Genomic DNA, 12,091 nt, shown 5'->3' with positions numbered 1-12,091 from the left:
GCCGACCGGCCGACCGGCCCCCTGGGCGACGCCCGGGGGCCGGGGTTCGCTTGCCCTTACGTCATGTCCTCGTAACCAGCCATTCAGACACGCTTGCGACGCTCGCGTAATGAAGCCGCCGGCGCCCGCCACCCGGAACGGAACAGTTCCCCCCGCGAGAACCCCCCGGGCCCTGACCCCCGCCCTCTCCGACGCGCTGGACAGCCCCGACGCGCGGAACAATGGGGACATGAGCCAGCAGCCCAGCGCCGAGGTCCCGCTCCAGCCCGCCCAGCCGTCCGTCGGCTCCATAGCCGCGCACCGGCCGCACACCCTCGCGGCCGCCTCCCCCGAGCTCTCAACTTCGTTCGAGCAGGGAGGGGCCCCCATCGCCCTGGAGCCGGACATCGACGCGGACCTGGACGCCTACGAGGACGAGAGCGAGGGCGAGGGCGACGAGCTTCCCTCGGGCCGTTTCCTGGACCGCGAACGCAGCTGGCTCGCGTTCAACGAGCGCGTTCTGGAGCTCGCCGAGGACCCGGCGACCCCGCTGCTCGAACGGGCCAACTTCCTGGCGATCTTCGCCTCGAACCTGGACGAGTTCTTCATGGTCCGGGTGGCCGGACTCAAGCGCCGCATCGCCACCGGCGTCGCCACCCGCTCCGCCTCCGGTCTCCAGCCGCGCGAGGTCCTGGACCTGATCTGGACGCGCTCGCGCGAGCTCATGGCCCGGCACGCCGCCTGCTACCAGCAGGACGTGGCGCCCGCCCTGGCCGACGACGGCATCCACCTGATCCGCTGGCCGGAGCTCACCGAGAAGGAGCAGGCCCGCCTCTTCACCCTGTTCCGGCAGCGGATCTTCCCGGTCCTGACCCCGCTGGCCGTGGACCCCGCGCACCCCTTCCCGTACATCTCGGGGCTCTCGCTCAACCTCGCCGTGGTGGTGCGCAACCCGGTCTCGGGCCACCGCCACTTCGCGCGGGTGAAGGTCCCGCCGCTGCTCTCTCGCTTCCTTGAGGCCTCGCCGCAGCGCTACGTGCCGCTGGAGGACGTCATCGCGGCACACCTGGAGGAGCTCTTTCCCGGCATGGAGGTGCTCGCGCACCACATGTTCCGGGTGACGCGCAACGAGGACCTCGAAGTCGAGGAGGACGACGCCGAGAACCTGCTCCAGGCCCTGGAGAAGGAACTCATGCGGCGCCGCTTCGGCCCGCCGGTGCGCCTGGAGGTCGAGGAGTCCATCGACCCGTACGTACTCGACCTGCTCGTACGGGAGTTGAAGATCTCGGACGCCGAGGTCTACCCGCTGCCCGGCCCGCTCGACCTGACCGGCCTGTTCGGGATCTCCGCGCTCGACCGGCCGGAGCTGAAGTTCCCCAAGTTCGTCGCGGGCACCCACCGCGACCTCGCCGAGGTCGAGTCCGCCTCCGCGCCCGACATCTTCGCCGCCGTCCGCGAGCGCGACGTCCTGCTCCACCACCCGTACGACTCGTTCTCCACCTCGGTGCAGGCCTTCCTGGAACAGGCCGCGTCCGACCCGGACGTGCTGGCCATCAAGCAGACCCTGTACCGGACTTCGGGCGACTCACCGATCGTGGACGCGCTGATAGACGCGGCCGAGTCGGGCAAGCAGGTGCTCGTCCTCGTCGAGATCAAGGCCCGCTTCGACGAGCAGGCCAACATCAAGTGGGCGCGCAAGCTGGAGGAGTCCGGCTGCCACGTGGTCTACGGGCTCGTCGGCCTCAAGACGCACTGCAAGCTCTCCCTGGTGGTGCGCCAGGAGGGCGACACGCTGCGCCGCTACTCGCACGTGGGGACCGGCAACTACCACCCCAAGACGGCCCGCCTCTACGAGGACCTGGGGCTGCTGACCGCCGACCCGCAGGTCGGCGCCGACCTCTCGGACCTCTTCAACCGGCTGTCCGGGTACTCCCGCCGGGAGACCTACCGGCGGCTGCTGGTCGCCCCCAAGTCCCTGCGGGACGGCCTGGTCTCGCGGATCAACAAGGAGATCGCCCACCAGCACGCCGGGCGGCCCGCCTACGTCCGCATCAAGGTCAACTCGATGGTCGACGAGGCCGTCATCGACGCCTGCTACCGGGCCTCCCAGGCGGGCGTACCGGTCGACATCTGGGTACGCGGCATCTGCGCCGTACGCCCGGGGGTGACCGGCCTCTCGGAGAACATCCGGGTCCGTTCGATCCTCGGCCGCTTCCTGGAGCACTCGCGGGTCTTCGCCTTCGGCAACGGCGGCGAGCCCGAAGTCTGGTTCGGCAGCGCCGACATGATGCACCGCAACCTCGACCGACGCATCGAGGCACTGGTCCGGGTCGCCGACCCGGCCCACCGCGCGGCCCTGAGCCGGCTCCTGGAGACCGGGATGTCGGACACGACCTCGTCCTGGCACCTGGGCGCCGACGGGAACTGGACCCGGCACTCGACCGACGCCGAGGGACAGCCGCTGCGCAACGTACAGGAGATGCTGATAGACGCCCGGAGGCGCCGGCGTGCAACGCCCTGAGAACATCGCCGGACAGGAGCTGGCGGGCGAGGTCCTGGCCCCCTACCTCCACGCGCAGGCGGGGGAATTCCTGCGCAGTCTCCGCCTCCACCGCGAGGCGGGGCCCGACAACCACACCAGCGAGGAGGCCGCCCGCGCCCTGCGCGCGGCCGCCCGCCGCATCAGCGGCACCCTGCACACCTTCCGCCCGCTGCTCGACGCGGCGTGGGCCGACCCGCTGCGCACCGAACTGGCGTGGCTGTCCGGCACGTTGGCGGGCGAGCACGCCACCGCCGCCCGGCTCACCCGGCTCCTGGACGCCCTGCACCGGCTCTCCGGCAGCCAGGTGCCGCCGCAGCGCGGGGACGCGGGCAGCCTCACGGTGGGCGCCGCCCGGGCGGGCGCGCTGCTCGACCGGCAGCTGACGCTGGCCCGCACCCGGGCCCACTCGGCGGCGCTCCAGGCGCTCGGCTCCTCCCGGTTCCACGCCGTGGCGGACGCGGTCGCGCTGCTGGCCAGCGAGGTGCCGCTGACGTCCGCGGCCGCCACCCACGCCTGCGAGGTGCTCACGCCCGCGGCCCTGGACGCCGAGGACCGCCTGGAGCGGGCGGTGGCCGCGCTGCCGCTGGCCCGCGCCGCCCGCCCGTACAACGCGGAGGCACTGGTCCAGGAGAGCGAGAGCCAGGACAGCCCCTGGCACCAGGTCCGGCTGCTCCTGCGGCTGCACCGGTACGCCCAGGAGGTGCTGCGCCACGGGCTCGGCGACACGGCTCCCTGCGAGCGCCTGCTCGCCGCCGGGCGCGCCCTCGACCGGCACCGGGACGCCGCCGAGGCCGCGGCCGCCGCCTCGGCGGCGGCCCGCACCCCGCGGATCGCCCCGGCCACGGCGTACGCGCTCGGGGTGCTCCACGCCGACCAGCGGCACGACGTGGAGGCGGCCCGCTTCGCCTTCCAGCGGGTCTGGCAGCCTGTGGCGGTGAGCACCGCACCCCCGGCCACCACGGCCGCCCCATGAGTACCGCACCCGACGGAACCGTCCTCGCCGCGGGATGCGTCCTGTGGCGCCGCTCCCCCTGGGGGGACGGCGGGCTGGAGGTCTGCCTCGTCCACCGGCCCAAGTACGACGACTGGTCCCACCCCAAGGGCAAGCTGAAGCGGGGCGAGGACGCGCTCGCGGGCGCGCTGCGCGAGGTGCTGGAGGAGACCGGGCACCAGTGCACGCCCGGCGCCGCGCTGCCCACCGTGCACTACACCGACGGCCAGGGCCGCCCCAAGCGGGTGGACTACTGGGCCGCCGAGGCGGGCGAGGGCCGCTTCCGCTCGAACTCCGAGGTCGACCGGCTGCTCTGGCTGCCCCCCGCGGCCGCCCACCACCGCCTCACCGAGCCCCGCGACCGCCAGCTGGTCCTCGCGCTCCTCGACGCGCTCCACTCCGCCTGACCCCGCGGCGCCGCCGGAATCCGGGCCCGCCGCGGTGTTCCCCGGGCGCGGAGCCGTTTCCGTATGCCACCTGAACACGAACCGGTAACGGTCGGCACCGCACTGCCCGCCACGGTTCACCTTCCGTTAACTCTCCCCCGTCGACCGCTTCACCTGTTCTGCCTAATTTCGGCCTTACACGGTGCACGGCATCCCGCCCTCACCGCCTCACCACGCACGCCGCCGTACAACGAACGGAAACCGGCGGCTCCCGGAAGGAACACCCGAAAGTGAAGCTTCAGCGCAAGAACCGGCTCCGCGCCACCGCCCTCGGCGTCATCGCCGTGTCCAGCGCCCTGGCCCTCACGGCGTGCGGCAGCGACAACAACAGCGGCGGCGGGAGCACGGGCGGCAGCGGCGACAAGACCACCGGGGCCGCCTCCAACGTGAAGTGCGACGGCGCCAAGGGCCAGCTCCTGGCCTCCGGCTCCTCCGCGCAGAAGAACGCCATGGACCTGTGGGTCAAGAACTACATGGCGGCCTGCAAGGACGCGCAGATCAACTACAAGTCCTCGTCCTCCGGCGAAGGCATCGTCGCCTTCACCCAGGGCACGGTCGGCTTCGCCGGCTCCGACTCCCCGCTCAACGCCCAGCAGGTGGAGGACTCCAAGAAGGTCTGCACCGGCGGCGGCCAGGGCATCAACCTGCCCATGGTCGGCGGCCCGATCGCGATCGGCTTCCACGTGGAGGGCGTCGACAACCTCGTCCTGGACGCCTCGACGCTCGCGAAGATCTTCAACGGCAAGATCACCAAGTGGAACGACGAGGCCATCGCCAAGCTGAACCCGAGCGCCAAGCTCCCCGACCTGGCGATCCAGGCCTTCCACCGCTCCGAGGACTCCGGCACCACCGAGAACCTCACCAAGTACCTCAGCGCCACGGCCAAGGCCGACTGGTCGTACGCGCCCGCCAAGAAGTGGGCCGCGCCCGGCGGCCAGGCCGCGTCCGGCTCGGCCGGCGTCGCCGCCCAGGTCAAGCAGACCAACGGCGCGATCGGCTACTTCGAGCTCTCGTACGCCTCCTCGCAGTCGATCAAGACCGTCGACATCAACACCGGCGCGTCCGCCCCGGTCAAGGCCAGCTCCGCCAACGCCTCCACCGCCATCGCCGCCGCGAAGATCGCCGGCACCGGCAAGGACCTGGCGCTGAAGCTGGACTACACGACCAAGGCCGACAACGCCTACCCGATCGTCCTCGTGACGTACGAGGTCGTCTGCGACAAGGGCAACAAGCCGGCCACCCTCGGCACGGTCAAGTCCTTCCTCTCCTACGCCGCCGGCGCCGACGGGCAGAAGCTGCTCACCGACGCCAGCTACGCGCCCATCCCGGCCGAGATCAACTCCAAGGTCGTCTCGACCATCAACGAGCTCCAGTAGCAGACCAGTTGAGCCGCCGGGCCGAAGACCCGACGGCTCGCGTGGGGCGGGGGCCCCGATCCGGCCCCCGCCGCACACCATCCGGTGCACCGCCGCCAGGGACCCTCGGGCCCCGCCCACAGACCGGAAAGATCATGGCTTCTTCCATAGCAACGGACACCCCACCACCTCCCGCTCCCGCCCCGGCAGCGCGCCGCAAGCAGTCCACCGGCCGCGCGGGCGACAAGATCTTCCTCGGACTCTCGCGGGGCTCGGGCATCTTCCTGCTCGTCGTCATGGCGGCCATCGCCGTCTTCCTCAGTGTCCGGGCCGGCATCGCGATCTCGAAGGACCAGGGCAACTTCCTGACCACCTTCGACTGGAACCCGGCCGGCAGCCCCCCCGCGTTCGGCATCGCCGTCCTGCTCTTCGGCACCGTCGTCAGCTCGGTCGTCGCGATGGCCATCGCGGTCCCGATCGCCGTCGGCATCGCCCTGTTCATCTCGCACTACGCGCCGCGCAAGCTGGCCGCGCCGCTCGCGTACGTCGTCGACCTGCTCGCCGCCGTCCCGTCGATCGTCTACGGCATCTGGGGCGCCCTGTTCCTCGTGCCCTACCTCGGCGGCTTCAACGAGTGGCTCGACACCTACCTGGGCTGGACCTACGTCTTCGAGAAGACCGAGGTCGGCGTCGCCCGCTCCATCTTCACCGTCGGCATCCTGCTCGCGATCATGATCCTGCCGATCGTGACCAGCGTCAGCCGCGAGGTGTTCCTCCAGGTCCCGCGCATGAACGAGGAGGCCGCCCTGGCCCTCGGCGCGACCCGCTGGGAGGTCATCCGCCTCTCGGTGCTGCCCTTCGGCCGCTCGGGCGTGATCTCCGCCTCGATGCTGGGCCTGGGCCGCGCGCTCGGCGAGACCATGGCCGTCGCCACGGTCCTCTCCCCGAGCTACATCGTCTCGCTGCACCTGCTCAACCCGGGCGGCGGCACCTTCGCGCAGAACATCGCCGCGAAGTTCGACGAGTCCAACCAGCTCGGCCGGGACGCGCTGATCGCCTCCGGCCTGGTCCTCTTCGTGCTCACCCTGCTGGTCAACGGCGCCGCACGCATGATCATCGCGCGCCGCAAGGAGTACTCGGGAGCCAACGCATGAGCACCGTGCCTTCCCGCAGCCTCCGTACCGCAGCCCCCGAAGGGAGCCTCGCATGAGCCACGCAGCCGTTCAGGACGCCCGGCCGGCCGCTCCGGCCCCCGGCAGGGGCAGCCTCAGCCACCGCGCCCTGCCCCGCTGGGCCGGCGCCGCCTTCGCGCTCGTCGCGATCGCCCTCGCCGTCGGGATCGGCCTCGCCTTCGGCCTGTCGAGCAAGGTCCAGTGGGGCCTGATCGCGGCCCTGCTCTTCATCCTCGTCTCGTACGCGGTCACCTCGGCCGTCGAGAACAAGCGGCAGGCCAAGGACCGGGTGGCGACCTCCCTGGTCTGGGTCTGCTTCGTCCTCGCCGTGATCCCGCTGTTCTCGCTGCTCTGGACGACCATCAGCCGCGGCACCCGGGTCCTCAACGGATACTTCCTGTCCCACTCGATGGCCGGTGTCCCCGGCTTCGAGCCGGGCGGCGGCGTCTACCACGCGCTGATCGGCACCCTGGAGCAGGTGGGCCTGGCCACCCTGATCTCCGCGCCGCTCGGCCTGCTCACCGCGGTCTACCTGGTGGAGTACGGCAAGGGCGCCCTCGCCCGGGCCGTCACCTTCTTCGTCGACGTCATGACGGGCATCCCGTCCATCGTGGCCGGGCTCTTCATCCTGACCCTGATGCTGATGTTCGACCTCCAGCCGTCCGGGTTCATGGGCTCGCTCGCCCTCGCGATCCTGATGATGCCGGTCGTGGTCCGCTCCACCGAGGAGATGCTCAAGCTCGTCCCGAACGAGCTGCGCGAGGCCTCCCTCGCCCTGGGCGTACCGAAGTGGCGCACCATCCTGAAGGTGGTCATCCCGACCGCGATCGGCGGCATCACCACGGGCGTCATGCTCGCCATCGCCCGCATCGCCGGTGAGACCGCCCCGATCATGCTGCTCGTCTTCGGCAGCCAGCTGATCAACACGAACCCCTTCGCGGGTGCTCAGTCCTCGCTCCCCTTCTACATCTGGGAGCAGTACCGGGTCGGCAGCGACGCGTCGTACGACCGCGCCTGGGCCGCCGCCCTGGTCCTGATCGCCTTCGTCATGATCCTCAACCTGGTGGCTCGCGGCATCGCCCGCTGGAAGGCCCCCAAGCACGGTCGCTGACGCGGCCATCTCAGCGACCCCTTCTCGCACGCTCGAAAGAAGCAGTGATTGTTATGGCCAAGCGAATCGACGTATCGGGCCTCTCCGCCTACTACGGCGCCCACAAGGCGATCGACGACATCTCGATGACGGTCGAGCCGCGCTCGGTGACCGCCTTCATCGGCCCGTCCGGCTGCGGCAAGTCCACGTTCCTGCGCACCCTCAACCGCATGCACGAGGTGACCCCCGGCGGCCGGGTCGAGGGCAAGGTGCTCCTGGACGACGAGAACCTGTACGGCTCCGCGGTCGACCCGGTGGCCGTGCGCCGTACGGTCGGCATGGTCTTCCAGCGCCCCAACCCGTTCCCCACGATGTCGATCTTCGACAACGTGGCGGCGGGGCTGCGGCTGAACGGCAAGTTCAAGAAGAACGAACTGGCCGACGTCGTCGAGAAGTCGCTCAAGGGCGCGAACCTCTGGAACGAGGTCAAGGACCGCCTCAACAAGCCCGGTTCGGGTCTCTCCGGCGGCCAGCAGCAGCGTCTGTGCATCGCGCGGGCCATCGCCGTGGAGCCGGACGTCCTGCTCATGGACGAGCCGTGCTCCGCCCTCGACCCGATCTCCACCCTCGCGATCGAGGACCTGATCGGCGAGCTCAAGGAGCGCTTCACGATCGTCATCGTGACGCACAACATGCAGCAGGCCGCGCGTGTCTCGGACCGTACGGCCTTCTTCAACCTCGCGGCGGTCGGCCAGCCCGGCAAGCTCATCGAGATCGACGAGACCGAGCGGATCTTCTCCAACCCGTCCGTCCAGGCCACGGAGGACTACATCTCGGGCCGCTTCGGCTAGGCCCCGCCTCCCCCAGACGTCTGCGGTGCTGCATGGCGGTGCCACCGCAAGACGACGGGCCCGCCCCTTGCGAACCAGGGGGCGGGCCCACTTTTCGGTTACGCCGGTTGGAGCCGCCCCCTGGGGCTCCGCCCCAGACCCCGGGGGTTTTCCCACCCGCCCGCCCGTGCGGGGGGTGGATGGCTGAGCCTTGGGGGCTGCGCCCCCAAACCCCCTCGAGGGGCTCCGCCCCTCGGACCCCGGCGGGCCTGCCCACCCGCCCGCCCGTTGCGCGGGGTTGGATGGTCCGGCCCCTGGGGCTGCGCCCCAGACCCCCCGAGGGGCTCCGCCCCTCGAACCCCGGCGGGGGCTCCGCCCCCACACCCCGTTCGCGCCTGAACGGCGCTCGTCCTCAAACTCCCCCAAGGCCTTAAGGGCCAGGGGGGACCCCCATGACGGGCTGAGGTGCCCGGTGCTGGCCAGCACCGGTGCAGTTAGGGGCGCGGGGAACTGCGCGAGAAGCGGGCACGGTCCGCGGACGAAGGCGGGTCTCACGAATGCAGGGTGTCCGGCAGCAACCCTGCCGGGGGCGCGGGGAACTGCGCGAACAACCACGCACGGTCGCCAGCCGAAGGACGGTCTGAAAGGGGCGCGGGCAACTGCGCGACAAGCCACACGCGGCGCGCGGACGAAGGCGCATTCAGGGGCGCGGGGAACTGCGCGGACAGCCGTCCGCGGCGCGCAGAAGACACCGGGGTCGAGGGGCGCGGGGAACTGTGCGAGTGGCGTCCACAGCCTGTGGATGAATGGGGGCCGGGCGCGGGTGGCCCGGGGTGCTCGTCGGCGGAGGGCCTCCCGGGCGGGGCCCGGAAACGGCGGGGCTCCGGAAACGGCGCCGCCCCCTCCCGCCCCCGGAGGGTTTGGGGAAGGGGCGGGGTGGGGCACAAGACCCGGCCGGACGACACGCCTAGCCGAAGAACAGCCGCACCACCAGATAGCTCCCCGCCGCCACCAACGCAGCCGCAGGCATCGTGATGAACCACCCCAGGATGATGTTCTTCGCGACCCCCCACCGCACCGCGTTGACCCGCTTGGTCGCCCCCACACCCATGATCGCCGAGGTGATCACATGCGTCGTGGAGATGGGCGCCTGGAAGAGGAACGAGGACCCGAACATGATCGAGGCACCCGTCGCCTCGGCGGCGAACCCCTGCGGCGGGTCCAGCTCGATGATCTTCCGCCCCAGCGTCCGCATGATCCGCCAGCCACCCGCGTACGTACCGAGCGACAGCATCGCCGCGCACGCGATCTTGACCCAGATCGGGATCTCGTCACCGGCGGACTGAACGTCGGCGATGGTCAGCGCCATCACCACGATGCCCATGGTCTTCTGCGCGTCCTGGAGGCCGTGGCCGAGCGCCATGCCGGCCGCCGAGACGGTCTGCGCGATGCGGAACCCGCGCTTGGCCTTGTGCGGATTGGCCTTGCGGAACATCCACAGGATCGCGCACATGACGAGGTAGCCGACGATCAGGCCGACCACCGGCGAGAGGAACATCGGGATGACGATCTTGTCGAGCACGCCGGACCAGTACACCGTGATCCCGCCCGCGAGCGCCGCCCCGACCATGCCGCCGAACAGGGCGTGCGAGGAGGACGAGGGCAGCCCGAAGTACCAGGTGACCAGGTTCCAGATGATCGCGCCGACCAGCGCCGCGAACAGGATGCCCATCCCCTTGTTGCCCTCGGGCGTGGAGATGAGCCCCTTGCTCACGGTCTTGGCGACACCGCTGCCGAGGAAGGCACCGGCGAGGTTCATGACGGCGGCCATGGCGAGCGCGGCCCGCGGCGTCAGTGCCCGCGTGGACACCGACGTGGCGATGGCGTTCGCCGAGTCGTGGAAGCCGTTCGTATATGTGAATCCGAGCGCGACCCCGATGGTCACGATCAACGCAAAGGTGTCCATGACTGGGTCAGGACTCCTTGACGGCGATGGTCTCCACCGTGTTCGCCACGTGCTCGAACGCGTCCGCCGCCTCTTCGAGAACGTCCACGATCTGCTTCAGCTTGAGCACCTCGATGGCGTCGTACTTGCCGTTGAAGAGGTGGGCGAGCAGCTTGCGGTGGATCTGGTCGGCCTGGTTCTCCAGGCGGTTGACCTCGATCCAGTACTCGGTCAGATTGGACATCGTCCGCAGGTTCGGCATCGCCTCGGCGGTCAGCACGGCCGCCCGGTTGAGCACCTCGATCTGCTGCTCGACGCCCTTGGGCAGTTCCTCCACGTTGTAGAGGACGACCAGGTCGACGGCCTCCTCCATGAAGTCCATGATGTCGTCGAGCGACGAGGCGAGGGAGTAGATGTCCTCGCGGTCGAACGGCGTGATGAAGGAGGAGTTCAGCTGGTGGAAGATCGCGTGGGTGGCATCGTCCCCCGCGTGCTCCGCTGCCCGCATGCGCTCCGCGATCTCGGCCCGGGACGCGGAGTCCGCTCCGAGCAGTTCCATGAGGAGCTTCGAGCCGGTGACGATGTTGTCCGCGGATGCGGAGAACATGTCGTAGAAGCTCGTCTCCCTGGGGGTCAGACGAAAGCGCACGTGGGGTCCTCGGAGTGCTTGGGATTCGGTCAGGCTGATGCTAGGCGCATCATCCGGCCACGGCTAACCGGCGTTCTTCAGTGTCGCCCATCAGGCACAGTGATCAGCACGGGCCCCCGCCAGGGAGCCGGAAATTCGTTACCATATACCCATGAGGGGTATCGAACCCCTTGCCTCACAGGGCAGGCCGCGAGGCACATGGCAGACAACGGGAGGACGCGATGACGACCACCGAGGCAGCCGGTCCCCCGGTCGAGCCCCCCCTGACCGACCACGACCACGGCGTGCACGGCTACCACAAGCAGAAGGACGAGCACCTCAAGCGGCTGCGCCGCATCGAGGGCCAGATCCGCGGCCTGCAACGGATGGTCGACGAGGACGTCTACTGCATCGACATACTCACCCAGGTCTCCGCGTCCACGAAGGCCCTGCAGTCCTTCGCGCTCCAGCTCCTGGAGGAGCACCTGCGGCACTGCGTGGCGGACGCGGCGGTCAAGGGCGGCGACGAGATCGACGCCAAGGTGGAGGAAGCCACCAAGGCGATCGCCCGCATGATGCGCACGTGAGGCAGCCCCGCGCCTCACGCCTTCCCGAACGTACGGGCCCGGACGCGGCGTACCCCGGACAGCCGCACCCGCAAGGACCTCCCGGCACGGGCGTGTCGCGGCAGACGTGACGGATGCGGGCGGGGCGCGGCGGAAGGAAGACCCGCCGCGCCCTCAAGTCCCCGTGCTAGACCCAGTCGTCGCGGCCGGCCCAGATGGCGGACCGTTCCGGCGGTTCGGCGGGGCCGGGTCGCCCCACGTTCAGCACCTCGTCGATGAGGTCCGGGCTGAGCCGGTCCCCCTCCGCGGCGGAGGCCGCGATCATCAGGTCACCGCACAGCTCGATCTCGACGAGGGCCACGTGGTCCTGGACGGTCGCACCGCGAAGCGAAGCCACGCACATCACCTCTTCCTCGACCTCTTCCCGCCGTCGTCCGCCGGGTCTGTCCGCCCGGCTCGGACTGTTCGCTCGGTCTGCTCGCCATCGTCGGCTTCCTAGCGTAGGGAGGGGGACACGGACCGCGCATGGCACGGACGGACCATTTCC

General features: G+C 70.4%; 11 protein-coding genes. 8 read left to right on the top strand and 3 right to left on the bottom strand.

The annotated features are described in order from the left end of the window. The first annotated feature begins 229 nt into the window (after positions 1 to 229). The 7 genes from DT019_RS24265 to pstB all read left to right on the top strand — a co-directional run bounded on the left by DT019_RS24265 (position 230) and on the right by pstB (position 8,426). Positions 230 to 2,500: an RNA degradosome polyphosphate kinase gene (locus DT019_RS24265; RefSeq protein WP_114039018.1), complete on the top strand. Its 2,271-nt coding sequence runs from the start codon at positions 230 to 232 to the stop codon at positions 2,498 to 2,500. Continuing rightward, positions 2,487 to 3,494, top strand: coding sequence for a CHAD domain-containing protein (locus DT019_RS24260; protein WP_223279735.1), 1,008 nt, complete (start codon positions 2,487 to 2,489; stop codon positions 3,492 to 3,494). Before DT019_RS24265 ends, DT019_RS24260 begins: the two co-directional genes overlap by 14 nt. Continuing rightward, positions 3,491 to 3,919, top strand: coding sequence for an NUDIX hydrolase (locus DT019_RS24255; RefSeq protein WP_114039017.1), 429 nt, complete (start codon positions 3,491 to 3,493; stop codon positions 3,917 to 3,919). Before DT019_RS24260 ends, DT019_RS24255 begins: the two co-directional genes overlap by 4 nt. A 269-nt stretch (positions 3,920 to 4,188) precedes the next feature. Next, positions 4,189 to 5,334 (top strand): phosphate ABC transporter substrate-binding protein PstS, encoded by a 1,146-nt coding sequence (pstS, locus tag DT019_RS24250; protein WP_114039016.1) that lies wholly within the window; start codon positions 4,189 to 4,191, stop codon positions 5,332 to 5,334. A 134-nt stretch (positions 5,335 to 5,468) separates the two neighbouring features. Then, complete coding sequence (gene pstC, locus DT019_RS24245; RefSeq protein WP_114039015.1) at positions 5,469 to 6,467, top strand: phosphate ABC transporter permease subunit PstC; 999 nt, start codon at positions 5,469 to 5,471, stop codon at positions 6,465 to 6,467. Between the two features lie 52 nt (positions 6,468 to 6,519). Next, positions 6,520 to 7,596 (top strand): phosphate ABC transporter permease PstA, encoded by a 1,077-nt coding sequence (gene pstA / locus DT019_RS24240; protein WP_114039014.1) that lies wholly within the window; start codon positions 6,520 to 6,522, stop codon positions 7,594 to 7,596. 53 nt (positions 7,597 to 7,649) lie between these two features. Beyond that, positions 7,650 to 8,426 carry a phosphate ABC transporter ATP-binding protein PstB gene (gene pstB / locus DT019_RS24235; RefSeq protein ID WP_114039013.1) on the top strand — a complete coding sequence of 259 codons (777 nt, stop codon included), beginning with the start codon at positions 7,650 to 7,652 and terminating at the stop codon, positions 8,424 to 8,426. A 946-nt stretch (positions 8,427 to 9,372) separates the two neighbouring features. Here pstB and DT019_RS24230 read toward each other — a convergent pair. Then, complete coding sequence (locus tag DT019_RS24230; protein ID WP_114039012.1) at positions 9,373 to 10,371, bottom strand: inorganic phosphate transporter; 999 nt, start codon at positions 10,369 to 10,371, stop codon at positions 9,373 to 9,375. 7 nt (positions 10,372 to 10,378) lie between these two features. Next, a complete protein-coding gene (locus DT019_RS24225) occupies positions 10,379 to 10,999 on the bottom strand; it encodes a DUF47 domain-containing protein (RefSeq protein WP_114039011.1) in 621 nt (206 codons plus the stop codon). Between the two features lie 221 nt (positions 11,000 to 11,220). On the opposite strand from DT019_RS24225, the gene DT019_RS24220 reads away from it, so the two are divergent. Next, positions 11,221 to 11,565, top strand: coding sequence for a metal-sensitive transcriptional regulator (locus DT019_RS24220; RefSeq protein WP_114039010.1), 345 nt, complete (start codon positions 11,221 to 11,223; stop codon positions 11,563 to 11,565). A 166-nt stretch (positions 11,566 to 11,731) separates the two neighbouring features. On the opposite strand, the gene DT019_RS24215 is transcribed toward DT019_RS24220, so the two are convergent. Then, positions 11,732 to 11,947, bottom strand: coding sequence for a hypothetical protein (locus DT019_RS24215; RefSeq protein ID WP_114039009.1), 216 nt, complete (start codon positions 11,945 to 11,947; stop codon positions 11,732 to 11,734). Between the last annotated feature and the right edge of the window lie 144 nt (positions 11,948 to 12,091).

The organism is Streptomyces sp. SDr-06 (assembly GCF_003324565.1).
GTDB lineage: Bacteria > Actinomycetota > Actinomycetes > Streptomycetales > Streptomycetaceae > Streptomyces.
This window is presented reverse-complemented; position numbering and strand designations above follow the sequence as displayed.

Bases quoted from the DNA above. Each gene is read 5' to 3' on its own strand.
- DT019_RS24265 (WP_114039018.1), top strand. From the start codon at position 230: ATGAGCCAGCAGCCCAGCGCCGAGGTCCCGCTCCAGCCCGCCCAGCCG.
- DT019_RS24255 (WP_114039017.1), top strand. From the start codon at position 3,491: ATGAGTACCGCACCCGACGGAACCGTCCTCGCCGCGGGATGCGTCCTG.
- pstC (WP_114039015.1), top strand. From the start codon at position 5,469: ATGGCTTCTTCCATAGCAACGGACACCCCACCACCTCCCGCTCCCGCC.
- pstA (WP_114039014.1), top strand. From the start codon at position 6,520: ATGAGCCACGCAGCCGTTCAGGACGCCCGGCCGGCCGCTCCGGCCCCC.
- pstB (WP_114039013.1), top strand. From the start codon at position 7,650: ATGGCCAAGCGAATCGACGTATCGGGCCTCTCCGCCTACTACGGCGCC.
- DT019_RS24230 (WP_114039012.1), bottom strand. From the start codon at position 10,371: ATGGACACCTTTGCGTTGATCGTGACCATCGGGGTCGCGCTCGGATTC.
- DT019_RS24220 (WP_114039010.1), top strand. From the start codon at position 11,221: ATGACGACCACCGAGGCAGCCGGTCCCCCGGTCGAGCCCCCCCTGACC.
- DT019_RS24215 (WP_114039009.1), bottom strand. From the start codon at position 11,947: ATGTGCGTGGCTTCGCTTCGCGGTGCGACCGTCCAGGACCACGTGGCC.